At 68.5% G+C, this 16,652-nt stretch carries 17 protein-coding genes; 3 read left to right on the top strand and 14 right to left on the bottom strand.

The genetic code is table 11. The features are described 5' to 3' along the window. Position 1 precedes the first annotated feature (1 nt). Positions 2-448 carry a hypothetical protein gene (locus L0984_RS29880; protein WP_295373352.1) on the bottom strand — a complete coding sequence of 149 codons (447 nt, stop codon included), beginning with the start codon at positions 446-448 and terminating at the stop codon, positions 2-4. Positions 449-804: 356 nt separating this feature from the next. Here L0984_RS29880 and L0984_RS02120 point away from each other — a divergent pair, with 356 nt between their 5' ends. Next, positions 805-1,209 carry a hypothetical protein gene (locus tag L0984_RS02120; RefSeq protein ID WP_234192119.1) on the top strand — a complete coding sequence of 135 codons (405 nt, stop codon included), beginning with the start codon at positions 805-807 and terminating at the stop codon, positions 1,207-1,209. On the opposite strand, the gene ybaL is transcribed toward L0984_RS02120, so the two are convergent. The 10 genes from ybaL to L0984_RS02170 all read right to left on the bottom strand — a co-directional run bounded on the left by ybaL (position 1,204) and on the right by L0984_RS02170 (position 10,811). Continuing rightward, the gene (gene ybaL / locus L0984_RS02125) at positions 1,204-2,922 is read right to left on the bottom strand and encodes a YbaL family putative K(+) efflux transporter (protein WP_234192120.1); all 1,719 of its coding nucleotides are present in this window, start codon (positions 2,920-2,922) and stop codon (positions 1,204-1,206) included. The two genes, L0984_RS02120 and ybaL, sit on opposite strands and share 6 nt — an antisense overlap. A 133-nt stretch (positions 2,923-3,055) precedes the next feature. Continuing rightward, entirely contained in the window at positions 3,056-3,793 is a 738-nt protein-coding gene (phbB, locus tag L0984_RS02130) for an acetoacetyl-CoA reductase (RefSeq protein ID WP_017758534.1), read from the bottom strand. A 228-nt stretch (positions 3,794-4,021) separates the two neighbouring features. Beyond that, complete coding sequence (locus L0984_RS02135; RefSeq protein ID WP_234192121.1) at positions 4,022-4,522, bottom strand: disulfide bond formation protein B; 501 nt, start codon at positions 4,520-4,522, stop codon at positions 4,022-4,024. After that, entirely contained in the window at positions 4,519-5,625 is a 1,107-nt protein-coding gene (locus L0984_RS02140) for a sulfate/molybdate ABC transporter ATP-binding protein (protein WP_234192122.1), read from the bottom strand. Before L0984_RS02140 ends, L0984_RS02135 begins: the two co-directional genes overlap by 4 nt. 70 nt (positions 5,626-5,695) lie before the next feature. After that, positions 5,696-6,601, bottom strand: a complete 906-nt coding sequence (cysW, locus tag L0984_RS02145) for a sulfate ABC transporter permease subunit CysW (RefSeq protein ID WP_234192123.1) — start codon at positions 6,599-6,601, stop codon at positions 5,696-5,698. Then, complete coding sequence (cysT, locus tag L0984_RS02150; protein ID WP_234192124.1) at positions 6,598-7,485, bottom strand: sulfate ABC transporter permease subunit CysT; 888 nt, start codon at positions 7,483-7,485, stop codon at positions 6,598-6,600. The genes cysW and cysT overlap by 4 nt, the downstream gene beginning before the upstream one ends. Before the next feature lie 4 nt (positions 7,486-7,489). Beyond that, positions 7,490-8,500, bottom strand: coding sequence for a sulfate ABC transporter substrate-binding protein (locus L0984_RS02155; RefSeq protein ID WP_234192125.1), 1,011 nt, complete (start codon positions 8,498-8,500; stop codon positions 7,490-7,492). Continuing rightward, positions 8,497-9,075 (bottom strand): RBBP9/YdeN family alpha/beta hydrolase, encoded by a 579-nt coding sequence (locus tag L0984_RS02160; protein WP_234192126.1) that lies wholly within the window; start codon positions 9,073-9,075, stop codon positions 8,497-8,499. Before L0984_RS02160 ends, L0984_RS02155 begins: the two co-directional genes overlap by 4 nt. A 13-nt stretch (positions 9,076-9,088) precedes the next feature. Further along, a complete protein-coding gene (locus L0984_RS02165) occupies positions 9,089-9,730 on the bottom strand; it encodes a peroxiredoxin (protein ID WP_017761948.1) in 642 nt (213 codons plus the stop codon). A gap of 154 nt (positions 9,731-9,884) precedes the next feature. Next, on the bottom strand, positions 9,885-10,811 hold the full coding sequence (locus L0984_RS02170) for a LysR family transcriptional regulator (RefSeq protein WP_017761949.1): 927 nt from the start codon (positions 10,809-10,811) through the stop codon (positions 9,885-9,887). 118 nt (positions 10,812-10,929) lie between these two features. On the opposite strand from L0984_RS02170, the gene L0984_RS02175 reads away from it, so the two are divergent. Then, positions 10,930-11,553 (top strand): FMN-dependent NADH-azoreductase, encoded by a 624-nt coding sequence (locus L0984_RS02175; RefSeq protein ID WP_234192127.1) that lies wholly within the window; start codon positions 10,930-10,932, stop codon positions 11,551-11,553. Between the two features lie 89 nt (positions 11,554-11,642). On the opposite strand, the gene metE is transcribed toward L0984_RS02175, so the two are convergent. Continuing rightward, a complete protein-coding gene (gene metE / locus L0984_RS02180) occupies positions 11,643-13,985 on the bottom strand; it encodes a 5-methyltetrahydropteroyltriglutamate--homocysteine S-methyltransferase (protein ID WP_234192128.1) in 2,343 nt (780 codons plus the stop codon). Between the two features lie 70 nt (positions 13,986-14,055). Between metE and L0984_RS02185 the strand changes: the two genes are divergently transcribed. After that, positions 14,056-14,982, top strand: a complete 927-nt coding sequence (locus tag L0984_RS02185) for a LysR family transcriptional regulator (RefSeq protein ID WP_234192129.1) — start codon at positions 14,056-14,058, stop codon at positions 14,980-14,982. Between the two features lie 12 nt (positions 14,983-14,994). Here L0984_RS02185 and L0984_RS02190 read toward each other — a convergent pair whose 3' ends face one another. Both L0984_RS02190 and epsC read right to left on the bottom strand, forming a co-directional pair. After that, the gene (locus tag L0984_RS02190) at positions 14,995-15,552 is read right to left on the bottom strand and encodes an NADPH-dependent FMN reductase (RefSeq protein ID WP_234192130.1); all 558 of its coding nucleotides are present in this window, start codon (positions 15,550-15,552) and stop codon (positions 14,995-14,997) included. Positions 15,553-15,679: 127 nt separating this feature from the next. Then, the gene (epsC, locus tag L0984_RS02195) at positions 15,680-16,597 is read right to left on the bottom strand and encodes a serine O-acetyltransferase EpsC (RefSeq protein WP_234192131.1); all 918 of its coding nucleotides are present in this window, start codon (positions 16,595-16,597) and stop codon (positions 15,680-15,682) included. Positions 16,598-16,652 lie beyond the last annotated feature (55 nt).

Below are 16,652 nucleotides of genomic sequence, written 5' to 3' on the forward strand. Positions count from 1 at the left end.
CTCAGCCGAACTGCCCGAACGAGGTACGCAGCCCCTGGTAGTCGGTCGGCCCGCTGTTCTCTGGCGGATGGCCGTACAGCGCCAGCCAGCCGGCAATGCTGGGCAAGCGCTTCTCGAAGTAGCGATGCAACTGGTGCCAGTCGCCCTGCGGGGTGTGGCTGGCCACCATCTCCAGGCCTTCCACCGCCATGGCCCGCAGGCTGGTCACCATGGCCAGGCCCGAGCCGTCGATCTGCTGCAGGCTCACTTCGCGGCCCTGCGCCAGCACCTCCTGCAGAACACGGCGATGCACGGCAAAGTCGGCCCAGGCGCGCTTGATGCAGGCGTCGCTGAGCTCACGGAACACCCAATGCATGTTGGCGGCAAAGAGCGTCGCCACCTGCTCCGCCTGGCGCGCGGCCTGCCGACCCGCCACATACTGCAGGCGCAGCGCCAGACACAACGCCACCAGTACCGACGCCGCCTGGACCCACGCCGCCCATTCCCCGGAGGTTCGCGGCGGCGCGATCCACAACGCCGCCGTCGCACCGGCCAGAAGGCCGCCGATCCCGACGCAAGGAAGCCAACGAAACGCTACACCGCTTTTCATGCCGCCAATCCTAGGCGCCGAAGTCACTTCAAAGGTAGCGAAAACTTCACAATTAGAAACACGTTTCGCAACCAAACTGCAGTTATTAACAAATCCGGGCGTCCCGCAAGGGCCCCTTCCTACAGGACGACGGGATCTGGCTCCCTACGTTCACAAGTCCAGCCGACTTGCCGCACCTTTCCGTGCAGGGCCGGCGCACGACCTCTGGAGACCCCATGAAGCCTTTCGCCCTGACCCCGGACATGCTGTCGACCCTCGGCAAGACCTTCTATCCGACCGGGCACGCCCTGCTGATGTTCCGGGATGCCGAGGCGGCACGGGCTGCGGCAGAGGCCCTCGCCCAGGGCGGCGTGGCCAGCGACGACATCGCCTTCGTTCCTGCCGAGGCCATCACCGGCCCGATCGGCGCCACGGCATCGGACGCCGACGATCCGCTGCCCTCCCCCGGCACCGAAGGCGCCACCGTTCGCGCCTACGTGCGCCTGGCGCGCGAGGGCCATGCCGGCCTGCTGGTGCGCACCGAGGACGACGAGGACGTCGAGCGGATCCGCAGCCTGCTGCGCGAGAACCCCTTCGTGATGGGACAGCGTTACCGCGCGCTGGTCATCGAGGACCTATGACGCCGCCGCCGGCACTGGTGTCCGCGCCCGGCTGAGCACGTCGCCCGCCATGGCCTGGGCGAGTTCGTGCTCTCCCAGATAGACCGTCGCCGCCAGTTCCTGCCGCAGCAGTTGCGCCTCGTCCTCGTTGTGGCTGCGCAGGACGACCTCCACCTCGGGGTTGAGCGCGCGGGCCGTGTCGATCATCTGCCGCACGTTCAGCGGATCGGCGATGGCCACCACGAGCACCCGCGCCCGGGCGATGTGGGCCTGGATGAGCACGGACGGCTCCGCCGCATCGCCCCAGACCGCCGCACCGCCTTCCTCGCGCAGCCGCTCGATCAGCTCGCGGTTCTGGTCCGCCACCACGAAGGGGATGTCGTGGGCGCGAAGCTGCGCCGCAATGCGCCGGCCGACCCGGCCATAGCCCACCAGCACCACCTGCCGTGACAGGTAGCGCGCCGCCGTGGTCGCAGGCAGTTCCGCCAGCGGGTCGTCGCGCGCCTCCAGCCGCCGGGCCAGCGAGGAATGCAGCCGCAACCAGCTCAGGATCGGCTGGATGGCGCTGAACCACAGCGGATTGGTCGCGATGGACACCAGCGCACCCGCCAGCACCAGGCTCTGCGCCTCCGGCGGCAGCAGTTCCATGCGCAGGCCCAGCGCCAGCAGGATGAATGAGAACTCACCGATCTGCGCCAGGCTGGCGCTTACCGTCAGCGCGGTCGCCAGCGGATAGCGGAAGGCGAGCACCAGCAGGCAGGCCGCCACCGACTTGCCCACCACGATCACCAGCACGACGGCCAGCACCTGCAGCGGACGGCTGAGCAGGACGCCGGGATCGAACAGCATGCCCACCGACACGAAGAACAGCACAGCGAAGGCGTCGCGCAGCGGCAGCGATTCTTCCGCCGCCCGGTGGCTGAACTCGGACTCGCGCATCACCATGCCGGCAAAGAAGGCGCCCAGCGCAAAGGAGACGCCGAACAGGGAAGCCGACGCAAACGCGATGCTCACCGCCGCCGCCACCACGCACAGCGTGAACAGCTCGCGCGAGCCGGTGCGCGTGACCTGCCACAGCAACCAGGGGAAGAGACGGCGCCCCACGACCAGCATCAGTGCGACGAAGCCGCCGACCTGCAGCAGCGTGATGCCGAGCGTGCGGCCCAGCGACGCCATGGAGCCATCGCTGCCCTCCTCGGCGCGGCCACCCAGCACCTGCGCCAGAGGTGGCAGCAACACCAGCACCAGCACCATCGCCAGGTCCTCCACCACCAGCCAGCCAACGGCGATGCGGCCGGTGTGGGTGTCCAGGATGCCCAGGCTCTCGAGCGCCCGTAGCAGCACCACCGTGCTGGCCACCGACAGCGCCAGCCCGAAGACCAGCGCCGCCCCGAGGCTCCAGCCCCACCACAGCGCCAGCAGCCCACCCATGCAGGTGGCGGCCACGATCTGCACCAGCGCGCCCGGCAGCGCGATGCGCCGCACCTGCAGCAGGTCGTCCAACGAGAAATGCAGGCCCACCCCGAACATCAGCAGCATCACGCCGATCTCGGCCAGTTGCGAGGCGATGTCGGCATCGGCCACGAAGCCGGGGGTGAAGGGCCCGATGATCACGCCGGCGAGCAGGTAGCCCACCAGCGCCGGCAACCTCAGACGGGCGGCGATGAATCCGAGGGCAAGGGCCAGCCCCAGGGCGGCTGCGATCGTGCTGATGAGGGAGGCGCCATGGTGCATCGACCCATTTTGCAGGACGCCGCCGGGCGCACCGCGACGCCGGGGTTTGCCCGGCCCCGGAAGCGCGAAGCCCGCGCATGGCGGGCTCCGAGATGCCCCGACGAAGCCGGGGCGAAGGGGGACGCGCTCCCGTTCAATGCATGTGCAGGCCGCCGTTGACCGGGAAGTCGGCGCCCGTCGAATAGCCGCCTTCGCTGGAGGCCAGCCAGGAGATGATCGAGGCGATTTCGCTCGGCTCGCCCAGGCGCTTGACGGGGATGGTGCCGACGATCTTGTCCAGCACTTCCTGGCGGATGGCCTTGACCATGTCGGTGCCGATATAGCCCGGGCTCACGGTGTTGACCGTCACGCCCTTGGTGGCCAGCTCCTGCGCCAGCGCCATGGTGAAGCCGTGCATGCCGGCCTTGGCGGCCGAGTAGTTGGTCTGCCCGGCCTGGCCCTTGGCGCCGTTGACCGAGCTGATGTTGATGATGCGGCCCCAGCCCTTCTCGACCATGTCACCCACCACCTGCTTGGTGACGTTGAACATGCTGTTGAGGTTGGTCTCGATGACGGCGTTCCAGTCGTCCGGCGTCATCTTCACGAACATGCGGTCGCGGGTGATGCCGGCGTTGTTGACCAGCACATCGATGCTGCCGTGCTCGGCCTTGGCCTTGGAGAAGGCCTCCACCGTCGACTCCCAGTTGCCGACGTTGCCGACGGAAGCGTGGAACTCGAAGCCTTCTTCCTTCTGCTCTGCAAGCCACTTGCTGAAATCGCGGGTCGGCCCGCAACCGGCGATCACCGTGAATCCATCCTGATGCAGACGGCGGCAGATTGCGGTTCCGATGCCTCCCATGCCTCCGGTGACGTAAGCGACTTTCTTGCTCATTCCTGTGCTTTCCTTGGGTTGATCCGGCTTCCTTGCCGGCTCGGTCACTTTAGCGACATTTCTTGAGGTTTCAGTGGCATGGCCCCTCTAAAGAGATGAGGACAAACCGCAGGTCAAACCCAGGCAAGGAACGGCGTGCACACCGTCCGTGCATGCAAAAGCCCCGCCGGGCGCAGCGTGCACCACGGCGGGGCCTTGGGGAGAGAGAACGATGTCTGGGCGCGCCGGTCAACGGCGGCGCTGACGCTGGAAGAGCAGCGCCAGAAACACCAGCCCGAAGGCGACGAAGCACAGGAAGGACCAGTTGGCGATCGACAGGCCCAAGAAGGTCCAGTCGATCTGCGAGCAGTCGCCGCTGCCGCGGAAGATCATGGGCACGACGCGCTGCAGCGGGAAGGTCTCGATCATTCCGTAGATGTCGCGGCCGCAGCTCGCGAACTCCGGCGGATGCCACTGCAGCCAGCTCTGCCGCGCGGCGGTGAAGGCGCCACCGGCCGCGAAGGCCAGGGCAACGAAGCCCCAGAACTTGCGCAATCCGCTGCCGCGGGTGGCAGCCGCCAGGGCGCTGAATACCGCCACCAGGATCAGCGCATAGCGCTGGACGATGCACATGGGACAGGGCTCGAGCCCCACCACATGCTGCAGGTACATCCCAAAAGCCAGCATGGCCACGCAGGCCGCGGCGATGAGCCCGTGAATGCGCCGGGGCGCGTCGAAGAGTTGGTTCAAATCCCTGATCCTTGGTCAACGAAGACGCGGGCCCGGCGCGGGCTCGCGACCACCGTGTCGCCCTCGCGCAGACCCAACTCGCGGAACTGCTGGGCAGGAATCTGCACCTCGATCACGGTTCCACCTCCGGGATTATCCGGATTCGTTTCCACCGGTTCGAGTTCCATCCGCGCGATCGGACCGACCACGATGGCACGGGTGAGGCGCGCCACGATGCCGTGCGCCTGCGACTGGCCGGCCGCATACGGCGCGATGTCGAAGTCGTGCGGGCGCACGTAGGCCAGCGCCTTGGCGTCCTGAACACGGTCCGCCTCCGTTGCGGCAAAGCGCATGCCCTGCTGCAGCTCGACCTCGCCCTCGTGGGCGCGGCCGTGGAACAGGTTGACGTCGCCCAGGAAGCCATAGACGAAGGGGCTGGCCGGATGGTCCCAGACCTCCTGCGGCGAGCCGACCTGCTCGATGTGGCCGCTGTTCATCAGCACCACGCGGTCGGCCACCTCCAGCGCCTCTTCCTGGTCGTGCGTCACGAAGATGGACGTGACATGCAGCTCGTCGTGCAGCCGGCGCAGCCAGCGGCGCAGTTCCTTGCGCACCTTGGCATCCAGCGCGCCGAAGGGCTCGTCCAGCAGCAGCACCTTGGGCTCCACCGCCAGCGCACGCGCCAGGGCGATGCGCTGGCGCTGGCCGCCCGACAGCTGGGCCGGGTAACGGTCGGCCAGCCAGTCCAGTTGCACCAGCTTGAGCAGGTCCAGCACCTTGGCCTTGATCTGCGCCTCGCTGGGCCGCTCCCGGCGGGGACGGATGCGCAGGCCGAAGGCGACGTTGTCGAACACCGTCATGTGACGGAACAGCGCGTAGTGCTGGAAGACGAAGCCCACCTGCCGCTCGCGCACATGCACGTCGGTGGTGTCCTCGCCGCTGAACAGGATGCTGCCGGTGTCGGCCGTTTCCAGGCCCGCGATGATGCGCAGCAAAGTGGTCTTGCCGCAGCCCGAGGGGCCCAGCAGCGCGAACAGCTCGCCCGAATCGATGTTCAGGCTGACGTCGCGCAGCGCATGGAAGTCGCCGAAGCGCTTGCTGACGTTGCGGATTTCGATGCTCATGGTTTGGCTAACTCTTGTTCTGTTCGGGCGCCCCGCCACGCGGGCGGCCGGGCCACTCTGGAAGGCCGTCTCAGGCTGCGGGCGCGGGCCGCTCGGGCGGCAGTTCGGCCAGGGCCTTCATCTCCCGCTCGTGGCGCCATTCGGCCACCGTCTTGATCACCAGCGTGACCAGGGCCAGCACCGCCAGCAGCGAGGCGACGGCAAAGGCGGCGACGGACTGGTACTCGTTGTAGAGCACCTCCACATGCAGCGGCATGGTGTTGGTCTGGCCGCGGATGTGGCCCGAGACCACCGACACCGCGCCGAACTCGCCCATGGCCCGCGCATTGCACAGGATCACGCCGTACAGCAGGCCCCACTTGATGTTGGGCAGCGTCACGTGCCAGAAGGTCTGCCAGCCACTCGCGCCCAGCACGATGGCGGCCTGCTCCTCCTCGGTGCCCTGCGCCTGCATCAGCGGGATCAGCTCCCGCGCGATGAAGGGGAAGGTCACGAACACGGTCGCCAGCACGATGCCGGGCACGGCGAAGATGATCTTGATGTTGTGCTCCGACAGCCACGGCCCCAGCCAGCCCTGCGCGCCGAACACCAGCACGTAGATCAGGCCGGCCACCACGGGCGAGACGGCAAACGGCAGGTCCACCAGCGTCGTGAGGAAGGCCTTGCCCTTGAACTCGTACTTGGCGATGGCCCAGGCCGCCGCCACACCGAACACCAGGTTCAGCGGCACCGAGATGGCCGCCACGATCAGCGTCAGCTCGATGGCGGACCAGGCGTCCGGCTCCTTCAGTGCCTCCACATAGGCGCCCCAGCCCTTGCGCAGCGCCTCGGTGGCGACGGCGGCCAGCGGCAGCACCAGGAAGAAGAACATGAAGACCAGCGCCAGGCCGATCAGCGTCCAGCGCACGGCGGGCGATTCGGTCGTGCCCGCGCGCACCCGACCGCTGCCGGCGCGCATTCCGGTCGCACCGCTCATGCCGACACCCCCCGCTTGCGCTGCCAGGCCTGGAGCGCGTTGATGACCAGCAGCATCAGGAAGGAGAAGACCAGCATGACCAGCGCCACGGCGGTGGCGCCCTGGTAGTCGTACTGCTCCAGCTTGCCGATGATGATGAGCGGCGTGATCTCGGAAATCATGGGCATGTTGCCGGCGATGAAGATGACGGAGCCGTATTCGCCGATGGCGCGGGCGAAGGCCATGGCGAAGCCGGTGAGCAGCGCCGGCGTGATCGAGGGCAGGATCACCAGCCGGAAGGTCTGCCAGCGCGTGGCGCCGAGCGAAGTCGCCGCCTCTTCCAGCTCCTTCTCGGTGTCTTCCAGCACCGGCTGCACCGTGCGCACCACGAAGGGCAGGCCGATGAAGATCAGCGCGATCACCACGCCCGCCGGCGTGAAGGCCAGCTTGATGCCCAGCGGCTCGAGGTACTGGCCGATCCAGCCATTGCCCGCCAGCAGCGCCGTGAGCGAGATGCCGGCGACGGCGGTGGGCAGCGCGAACGGCAGGTCCACCAGCGCGTCGACGAGCTTCTTGCCCGGGAACTTGTAGCGCACCAGCACCCAGGCCACCAGCAGGCCGGCGAACAGGTTGACCAGCGCGGCCAGGAAGGAAGCGCCGAAGGTGAGCCGGTACGAAGCCAGCACACGCGGGGCAGTGACGGCGACCCAGAACTGATCCCAGCTCATGGTGAAGGTCTTGAAGACCAGCGTGCTGAGCGGAATCAGCACGATCAGGCACAGATAGAAGATCGTGTACCCGAGCGTCAGATGAAAGCCCGGCAGCACGCGCTTGGCGCCGCCGACCCTTGAACGTGAAACCGGCGCTGCCGGGGTCGGCAGCGCCGGTGAGGTCACACCAGCCATGGAATCAGCGCGTGCCGGGGGTGTAGAGCTTGTCGAACTGGCCGCCGTCGTTGAAGTGCACCTTCTGCGCTTCACCCAGGCTGCCGAAGAGCTCCTGCACCGTGAACAGCTGCAGCGGCTTGAAGGTGTCGGCATGCTTCTTCAGCACGGCCGGCGAGCGCGGACGCAGCGCATGCTTGGCGGCAATTTCCTGCGCCTCGTCCGAGTACAGGTAGTTCAGGTAGGCCTTGGCCAGTTCGCCGGTGCCCTTCTTGGCGACCGTGCGCTCGACCACCGCCACCGGGTTCTCGGCCAGGATGCTGATGCTCGGGTAGACGGCATCGACCTTGCCGGTGCCGAAGTCGCGGTCGATGGAGACCACCTCGGATTCGAAGGTGATCAGCACGTCGCCGATGCTGCGCTGCAGGAAGGCCGTGGTGGCATCGCGGCCGCCGCGGGCCAGCACCGGCACGTTCTTGAACAGCTTGCCGACGAATTCGGCAGCCTGGGCGTCGGTGCCGCCCTTCTTCTTCACGTAGCCCCAGGCGGCCAGATAGGCATAGCGGCCGTTGCCGCCCGTCTTGGGGTTGACGACCACGACCTGAACGCCAGGCTTGACCAGGTCGTCCCAGTCCTTGATGCCCTTGGGGTTGCCGTTGCGCACCAGGAACAGCATGGTCGAGGTGGTGGGCGAGGCGTTGTCGGGGAATTTCTTGGTCCAGTCCTTGGCCACCACGCCCTTGTCGGCGAGGAAGTCGATGTCGGTGCTGGTGTTCATCGTCACCACGTCCGCGTCGAGGCCGTCGGCCACCGAACGGGCCTGGGCGCTGGAGCCGCCGTGCGACTGGTCGATCTTGACGTCCTTGCCGGTGGTCTTCTTGTAGTGGGCGACGAAGGCGGCGTTGTAGTCCTTGTAGAACTCGCGGGCCACGTCGTACGACGCGTTCAGCAGCTGGTTCTGGGCGAAGGCATTGCCGGCGAAGGCCGAGGCGGCCACCGTCAGGGCCGCGGCGAAGGTCTTGATCTTGGAATTCATAAGGTCGCGGAGTGTTGCACGGAAGACCGGTCCCCGGCCGTCAGACGGCTGGGGGCATCGGTCAGGGATTCGAGCAGCGCCAGCCCGAGCGGCCAGTCGCCATGGCCCGAATCCACGTTGATGTGGCCCGCATTCTGGATGCGGACGAATTCGCTGCCCCAGGCCCGGGCATAGGCACCGGCCAGGCGCACCGGGCAGAAGGGATCGGTGGTGCTGGCCACGACGATGCTACGGTAGGGCAGGCGCGCGTAAGGAACGGGGGCGAAGTCGACCAGCGCGGCACGGCGTTCCGGATCGGCCGGCGCCACCAGCAGCGCGCCCTCGACGCGGGCCGCGGCCTCGGCGCCCAGGTGGCTGGTCGCGATGCAGCCCAGGCTGTGCGCCGCGATCACCACCGGCTCGGGCCGCGACAGGATCAGCCGCTCCAGCGTGCCGACCCAGGCCTCGCGCCGGGGCGACACCCAGTCGTCCTGCACCACGCGCTCGGCGTCCTGCAGGCGCTCGGCCCACAGGCTCTGCCAGTGGCCAGGACCGGAGTCGCGCCAGCCCGGCACGATGATGATGCGCTGCGTCATGGCCGCGGGCGGCTCACTTGTTGGGCTGCGGCGTCACGCGCAGGTAGGGGCGCACCGCGTTCCAGCCCTTGGGGAAACGGGCTTTCAGCTCTTCCGGGTCCTGGATGCTGGGCACGATCACCACGTCGTCGCCGTCCTTCCAGTTGGCGGGCGTCGCCACCTTGTGGCTATCGGTAAGCTGCAGCGAGTCGATCACGCGCAGGATCTCGTCGAAGTTGCGGCCGGTGCTCGCCGGGTAGGTGATGGTGGCGCGCACCACCTTCTTGGGGTCGATGATGAACACACTGCGCACCGTGGCGGTGGCCGAGGCGTTGGGGTGGATCAGGTCGTACAACTCGGCCACCTTGCGGTCGGCGTCGGCCAGGATCGGGAAGTTGACCGTGGTGTTCTGCGTCTCGTTGATGTCGCCGATCCATTCCTTGTGCTTGTCGGCCGGATCGACGCTGATGGCGATGGGCTTGACCCCGCGCTTGGCGAATTCGCCGCCCAGCGCTGCGGTCTTGCCCAGCTCGGTGGTGCACACCGGCGTGAAGTCGGCCGGGTGCGAGAACAGCACCACCCACGAATCGCCCGCCCAGTCGTAGAAATGGAGCGCGCCCTCGGAGGAATCCTGGGTGAAGTCGGGGGCGGTGTCACCGAGTCGCAGCGTGGCCATGGCGTGATCCTCTGTCAGGTGGAAGCAAGGGAGTCTGGATTCTGAAGACAAGCGCTTCAATCCCAAACGAATATCTCCTTGTTTGGTTATGCGATCTCGACCATAAGCCTCACTCCGGCGCTGGAAGATCCGGGCCAGCCCTGCGCAGCCCGCGTCATGCCAGCGGACTGCGCTCGGGCGGCTCGGCCAGCACCTCGCCGAGGAAGTCCAGCACCGCCCGGACCGCCGGGACCAGGGCGCGACGCGGCGTGAACATGGCATGCACGAGCCCCGGCGGCGGCTGCCAGTCGGGCAACACCGACTGCAGCCGGCCCGCCTGCAGGGCTTCGCGGCAGAGATAGTCGGGCAGGAAGCCGATGCCCACGCCCTGCTCCACCGCGAAGCTGAGCGTCAGCAGGTCGTTCGCCAGGTAGCGCGGTGTCTGCATCAGCAGATGGGTGGCGCCGCCCGGGCCCTGCAGCAGCGTGCCGGCGCGGGCATCCGCGGCCGACATCGCGACGCATTCCACCTGCTCCAGCGATTCGGGATGCGTCAGCGGCCCGTGCCGCGCCAGCAAGGCTGGCGTGCCGACCAAGAGCAACTGGCTGCGGCCGAACACGCGGGATGCGAGCGTGGCGCTGTTCTCGACCTCGTTGCGCACGCGCAGCGCGACGTCCACACCCTCTTCCACCGGGTCCACCGGCCGGTTCACCACCCGCATCTCCAGCTGCACGCCGGGATGGCGACTAAAGAATTCCGGCAGCGCGGGGCCCACGTTGCTCTGCGCCAGCGTGACCGGGCAGCTCAGTCGCACCAGGCCGCGCGGCTCCTTGCGCACCTGCGCCACTTCGGCAGCGCCCGCCTCGGCGGCCTCGCGCACGGCGACGCAGTGGCGGAGATAGACCTCGCCCGCGGGCGTGAGCGACAGCCGGCGGGTGCTGCGCTGGAGCAATTGGACGCCCAGCGAGGCCTCCAGCTGCGCAATGCGGCGCGACAGGCGTGACTTGGGCACGTCCAGCGCACGGCTGGCGGCGCTGAAGCCGCCGCGCTCCACCACTTCGGCAAAGAAAACCAGGTCGTTGAGGTCCTGTACTGGGCTCATTGTTCCATCCAAAGAACGAATGGTCCCGATTTTGGCGTCTTATCGCCCTGTTGTCCCAGTTTTAGACTTCTTCCATCGCTCGAATCCGTCGGGCCCGTCTCTCTCAGGAGTGAAGAACATGAAACTGCTGCACATCGATTCCAGCGTCCTCGGCGCCAATTCCGTCTCCCGTCTGCTCACGGCCGAAGTGGTCCGCGACTGGGTGGCCGCCCATCCCAGCACCGAGGTGGACTATCTGGACTTGGCGGCCAACGCCCCGGCCCACTTCGGTGCCGACGCCCTGGGCGTGAAGGTGGGCGCCGAGGCCACCACCGAGGCGCAGAAGCAGGAAAACGCCGTCTCCGAAGCGCTGGTCAGCCAGTTCCTGACTGCCGACGTGATCGTCGTGGGCGCACCGCTGTACAACTTCTCGATCCCCAGCCAGCTCAAGGCCTGGATCGACCGCCTCGCCCAACCCGGCCGCACCTTCACGTACACCGAGAAGGGCCCGCAGGGCCTGGCCACCGGCAAGACGGCGATCGTCGTTTCCACCCGCGGCGGCCAGTACTCCACCTCCGAAGCCGGCCAGGCGGCCGAGCATCAGGAAAGCTACCTGAAGGTGGTGTTCGGCTTCTTCGGCATCACCGACGTGCGCTTCGTGCGCGCCGAAGGCCTGGCCATGGGCGAAGCGGCACGCGCCGCAGCACTGGAGGCCGCCCGCGCCTCGATCCCGGCCGCGGCCGGGGCTGCGGTCGCCGCCTGAGGCCAACGCTGCGCGAACGGCGCGGCGCCAACCAGCAACAAGAGGGTCCTGCGGGACCCTCTTTTCATGGGGCCGGCAGCCGGCCCGCCTCAGGCTTCGGCCAGTTCGGCGCCCCCGGTTGCCGCGACCTGCGCACCCAGCCCCAGTTCCGCCCGCATCCGCTTCGCGGCGGCGACCATGTTGGCCAGGGCGGCCTCGGTCTCGGGCCAGCCCCGGGTCTTGAGGCCGCAGTCGGGGTTGACCCACAGATGGCCCGGCGGCACCACGTCGGCGGCCTTGCGCAACAGGCGCAGCATCTCCTCGACCGGCGGCACGCGCGGCGAGTGGATGTCGTACACGCCCGGGCCGATCTCGTTGGGATAGCGCATCGCCCCTTCACCGCCGAAGCCGCGCAGCAGTTCCATGTCGGAGCGGCTGGTCTCGATGGTGATCACGTCGGCGTCCAGCGCAGCGATCTCCGCCAGGATGTCGTTGAACTCCGAGTAGCACATGTGGGTGTGGATCTGCGTGTCGTCGCGCACGCCCGAGGCGCACAGGCGGAAGGCGCGGCCGGCCCAGCCCAGGTAGGCCTTCCAACCGGCGCGGCGCAGCGGCAGGCCCTCGCGGAAGGCGGGCTCGTCGATCTGGATCATGCCGATGCCGGCGCGCTCCAGGTCGCCCACCTCGTCACGCAGCGCCCAGGCGATCTGCTCGCAGGTGAGGCTGCGCGGCTGGTCGTCGCGCACGAAGGCCCACTGCAGCATGGTGACCGGGCCGGTGAGCATGCCCTTCATCGGCCGGCGCGTGAGGCTCTGCGCATGGGCGGTCCATTCGACCGTCATGGCCACAGGCCGGGCCACGTCGCCAAAGATGAGCGGCGGCTTGACGCAGCGCGAGCCATAGGACTGCACCCAGCCGTTGGCCGTGAAGGCATAGCCGTCCAGCTGCTCGCCGAAGTACTCGACCATGTCGTTGCGCTCGGGCTCGCCGTGCACCAGCACGTCCAGGTCCAACGACTCCTGGGCCTTCACCACGCGGGCGATCTCATCGCGCATCGCCTGGGCATAGGCCTCCCCCGACAGCGCGCCGCGCCGATGCGCCGCCCGCTGCGCCCGGATGGCACCGGTCTGCGGAAAGGAGCCGATGGTAGTGGTCGGCAGTGGCGGCAGCGCGAAGCGGCGCCGCTGGGTCGCCTGCCGCTGCGCGAAGAGCGAGGCGCGGCGGTCGTCGCCGTCCACCCGGCGCGCGAGGCGCAGAGCGACGTCGGCCCGCCGGACCCGCGGGCTGTGGCGACGGCTGGCGATGGCGGCACGCGCTTCGGCCACGGCGGGCTCGATGTCGGCATCGCCGGCCAGCGCCCGGCGCAGCAGCTGCAGCTCTTCCAGCTTCTCGCAGGCGAAGGCCAGCCAGCTGCGCAGTTCGGCATCCAGCCCCTGCTCCGCCTGCAGCCCGAAGGGCACGTGCAGCAGCGAGCACGAGGGCGCCAGCCACAGCTCGCCCCGGTGCTTGGCGGCCACGGGCTTCAGCCGGCCGAGCGCCGCGTCCAGGTCGGTGCGCCAGATGTTGCGGCCGTCCACGATGCCGACCGACAGCACCTTGTGCGCGGGCAGCCAGTCGGCCACGCCGGTGAGCTCCTCGGGTGCCCGCACGGCGTCCACATGCAGCCCGGCCACCGGCAACTGGCAGGCCAGGCGCAGGTTCTCCTGCAGCGGCGAGAAATAGGTCGCCAGCAGCAGCCGCGGCGCGTTGCGCGCGATCTGCCAGTAGCTGCGCTCGAAGCTCTGCCGCCAGGACTCGGGCAGGTCCAGACCCAGGACGGGCTCGTCGATCTGCACCCAGTCCACGCCCTGCGCCTTCAGCCGCGACAGCACTTGTTCGTAGACCGGCAGCAGCGCGTCGAGCAGGGACAGCCGGTCGAAGCCCGGCGCCTTCTCCTTGCCCAGCCACAGGAAGCTCAGCGGTCCCAGCAGCACCACCTTGACCGGATGGCCCAGCGCCTGCGCCTGGGCCACCTCGTCGAACAGCCTCTCGCTGGCGATGCCGCCGAACGCGGTCGCCGGCCCGAACTCGGGGACGAGGTAGTGGTAGTTGGTGTCGAACCACTTGGTCATCTCCAGCGCATGCGTGCCGGCCGCTTCGCCGGCGCGCACGCCGCGGGCCATGGCGAAGGCGCGCGCCAGCTCCGGCTCGTCGGCGGACAGGCCGAAGCGCCGCGGCTCGCAGCCGAGCAACTGGATATGGTTGAGCACCTGGTCGTAGAAGGCGAAGTCGCCGACGGTGACGAAGTCCAGGCCGGCCTGGCGCTGGAGCGCCCAGTGGCGCGCGCGCAGTTCGGCGCCGACGGCCTCCAGCGCGGCCGCGTCGATGTCGCCGCGCCAGTGGGCTTCGAGGGCGAACTTCAGTTCTCGATGGGCGCCGATGCGCGGGAATCCCAGGATGTGTGTGCGAGTCATGCCGGCATCATCCCGGCGCTCCCGCTATGATTCAAACGAAACTTTTTGCGGTATTGCTTGAATCGATTTCATGACCCAGCCGATCCTGGAAATCCGCCACCTGCGCACTCTGGCCGCCTTGCGCGACACCGGCAGCCTGGTCCGGGCGTCGCAACTGCTCAATCTCACGCAGTCCGCCCTGTCGCACCAGCTCAAGGCGCTGGAGGCGCATTACGGCTGCGCGCTGTTCGAACGGAAGTCCCTGCCACCCCAGTTCACCGCCAGCGGCCTGCGTCTGCTTCAACTGGCCGACAGCGTGCTGCCGCAGATGGAAGCCGCCGACCGCGACGTGGCCCGGCTGGTCAGCAGCGGCGGCGGGCAGTTGCGCATCGCCGTCGAATGCCACACCTGCTTCGACTGGCTGATGCCGGCGATGGACGCCTTCCGCCAGGCCTGGCCGGAGATCGAGCTGGACATCGTCTCCGGCTTCCATCCCGACCCCGTCGCGCTGCTGCTGCAGGACAAGGCCGAGGTGGCCATCGTCTCCGAACAGGACGCCACGGAGCCGGTCGACCATCATGCGCTGTTCCGCTTCGAGATCGTCGCGCTGATGGCCAACGGGCACGGGCTGGCCGAAAAGCCGTACCTCACGGCCGAGGATTTCGCCGATCAGACACTGATCACCTACCCGGTGCCGGACGAGATGCTGGATGTGCTGCGCCAGGTGCTGCAACCGGCTGGCCTGCAGCCCCGGCAGCGTCGGACGACCGAGTTGACCGTCGCCATGCTGCAGCTGGTGGCCAGCGGCCGGGGCATCGCCGCGCTGCCGTGGTGGGCGGTGCAGAGCTACCTGGAACGCGGCTATGTGAGCGCCCGGCCCATCGGGCCCGCCGGCCTGCGCGGCGAGCTGCACATGGCCTGCCGGCCGGGGCTATCGGCCCAGGCCTGGCTGTCGGACTTCGTGCGGATCACGCGCGACAGCTGCTTCAAGCGGCTGCCGGGGATCGAGCTGCTCTGACAAGGTGAACCCTCAGACGCTGGCGTGTCGCTTGACCCAGGCGACGTACTTGTCCATCCAGCCCTGCAGGAACTGGCGCGCCCCCTCGTTGCCGATGTGGCCCTTCTCATCGAACAGGTCGTCCTTGTTCTGGATGAAGGCCTCGGGCTGGCCCAGCGTGGGCACGTCCAGGTAGGCCAGCACGTTGCGCAGGTGCTGCTGCGCCAGCGCCGTGCCGATGGCGCCGGGCGAGATGCCGATCACCCCGGCCGGCTTGCCGCCCCAGGCGTTCTGGCCGTAGGGCCGCGAGCCGTGGTCCAGCGCGTTCTTCAGCACGCCGGGAATCGAGCGGTTGTACTCGGGCGTGACGATCAGCAGGCCCTGGGCGCGGGCGATCTCGGTCTTGAGCTGCTGAACCTCGGCCGACTGCTTGCCGTCGAGGTCCTGGTTGTAGAGCGGCAGGTTGTCGATGCGCAGGTGCTCGAAGGTGAAATCCTCCGGCGCCAGCGCGGCCAGCGCCAGGGCCAGCTTGCGGTTGAGGGAATCCTGGCGAATGCTGCCGACCAGGACGGCGATGCGGTATTGGCTCATCGAAGACGCTCCTCTTGCGGGATGGACACGAAAAACCTCGATGCTGGCGGCCCCTCGTCCGCGCGTCTGTCAGTCGCAGGCGCACGCACCGGCGGTTACACCCCGCCGGGCCCGCGATGCCCGGCGTTCAGCAATCGCCGGGGCGCGATCCGCGGTTCTTCTGCAGGCTGGCCTGCGTGACCGAGGCGCCCGGCATCACGTCGTCCGTCACCCACACATTGCCGCCGATGGTGGCGCCCTTGCCGATGGTCACGCGGCCCAGGATGGTGGCACCGGCGTAGATCACCACGTCGTCTTCCACCACCGGGTGACGCGGCAGGCCCTTCTGCGGATGGCCGTTCTCGTCGGTGGGAAAGCGCTTGGCGCCGAGGGTGACCTGCTGGTACAGGCGCACATGCTGGCCGATCACCGCCGTCTCGCCGATCACGATGCCGGTGCCGTGGTCCATGAAGAAGCCGGCGCCGATGGTCGCACCCGGATGGATGTCGATGCCCGTCTGCGCATGGGCGCGCTCGGCCACCATGCGCGCCAGCAGCGACAGCCCCAGCCGGTAGAGCGGATGCGCGATGCGGTGGTGGATCATGGCCGTCACGCCCGGGTAGCACAGCAGCACCTCGTCCACGCTCTGCGCCGCGGGGTCGCCCTGGTAGGCGGCCATGACGTCGGTGTCGAGCAACGCACGGATGGCGGGCAGCTGCAGGGCGAATTCGCGGATCCGCTGCTCGGCGTCGGCCCGAAGCTCGGCCGGGGTCACGGCGTCGAGCCGGCGCACGTGCCGCAGTTCCTGCACCGCCTGCTCCTGCAGCTGGCGCAGGGCCTGGTCGATGGTGTGGGCGACGTAGAAGTCCTCGCCCTCCTCGCGCAGGTGGGCCGGCCCCAGTCGCATGGGAAAGAGCGCGCCGATCAGGCTTTCGACCACCTCGTCGACGGCGGCACGCGAGGGCAGCTGCCGCTCGCCGCCGGCCACGCGCTGCTGCGCGCTGCGCCATTCGTTGCGCACTTGGCGCAGGGACGAGACGATTTCATCGATGGGGAAGGCGGACATAGGCGTGGACGCGGCAGTGACACAGGGCCCCGCCCGGAAAGGCGGGGCGCCTATT

Origin of the sequence: Pseudacidovorax sp. NFM-22, assembly GCF_021401245.1 — a bacterium.
Classification (GTDB): Bacteria; Pseudomonadota; Gammaproteobacteria; order Burkholderiales; family Burkholderiaceae_C; genus Xenophilus.

What these genes read in the sequence shown, in the direction of transcription:
- L0984_RS02120 (WP_234192119.1), top strand. Translation starts at nt 805, where the DNA reads ATGAAGCCTTTCGCCCTGACCCCGGACATGCTGTCGACCCTCGGCAAG.
- ybaL (WP_234192120.1), bottom strand. Translation starts at nt 2,922, where the DNA reads ATGCACCATGGCGCCTCCCTCATCAGCACGATCGCAGCCGCCCTGGGG.
- phbB (WP_017758534.1), bottom strand. Translation starts at nt 3,793, where the DNA reads ATGAGCAAGAAAGTCGCTTACGTCACCGGAGGCATGGGAGGCATCGGA.
- L0984_RS02140 (WP_234192122.1), bottom strand. Translation starts at nt 5,625, where the DNA reads ATGAGCATCGAAATCCGCAACGTCAGCAAGCGCTTCGGCGACTTCCAT.
- cysW (WP_234192123.1), bottom strand. Translation starts at nt 6,601, where the DNA reads ATGAGCGGTGCGACCGGAATGCGCGCCGGCAGCGGTCGGGTGCGCGCG.
- cysT (WP_234192124.1), bottom strand. Translation starts at nt 7,485, where the DNA reads ATGGCTGGTGTGACCTCACCGGCGCTGCCGACCCCGGCAGCGCCGGTT.
- L0984_RS02155 (WP_234192125.1), bottom strand. Translation starts at nt 8,500, where the DNA reads ATGAATTCCAAGATCAAGACCTTCGCCGCGGCCCTGACGGTGGCCGCC.
- L0984_RS02160 (WP_234192126.1), bottom strand. Translation starts at nt 9,075, where the DNA reads ATGACGCAGCGCATCATCATCGTGCCGGGCTGGCGCGACTCCGGTCCT.
- L0984_RS02165 (WP_017761948.1), bottom strand. Translation starts at nt 9,730, where the DNA reads ATGGCCACGCTGCGACTCGGTGACACCGCCCCCGACTTCACCCAGGAT.
- L0984_RS02170 (WP_017761949.1), bottom strand. Translation starts at nt 10,811, where the DNA reads ATGAGCCCAGTACAGGACCTCAACGACCTGGTTTTCTTTGCCGAAGTG.
- L0984_RS02175 (WP_234192127.1), top strand. Translation starts at nt 10,930, where the DNA reads ATGAAACTGCTGCACATCGATTCCAGCGTCCTCGGCGCCAATTCCGTC.
- metE (WP_234192128.1), bottom strand. Translation starts at nt 13,985, where the DNA reads ATGACTCGCACACACATCCTGGGATTCCCGCGCATCGGCGCCCATCGA.
- L0984_RS02185 (WP_234192129.1), top strand. Translation starts at nt 14,056, where the DNA reads ATGACCCAGCCGATCCTGGAAATCCGCCACCTGCGCACTCTGGCCGCC.
- L0984_RS02190 (WP_234192130.1), bottom strand. Translation starts at nt 15,552, where the DNA reads ATGAGCCAATACCGCATCGCCGTCCTGGTCGGCAGCATTCGCCAGGAT.
- epsC (WP_234192131.1), bottom strand. Translation starts at nt 16,597, where the DNA reads ATGTCCGCCTTCCCCATCGATGAAATCGTCTCGTCCCTGCGCCAAGTG.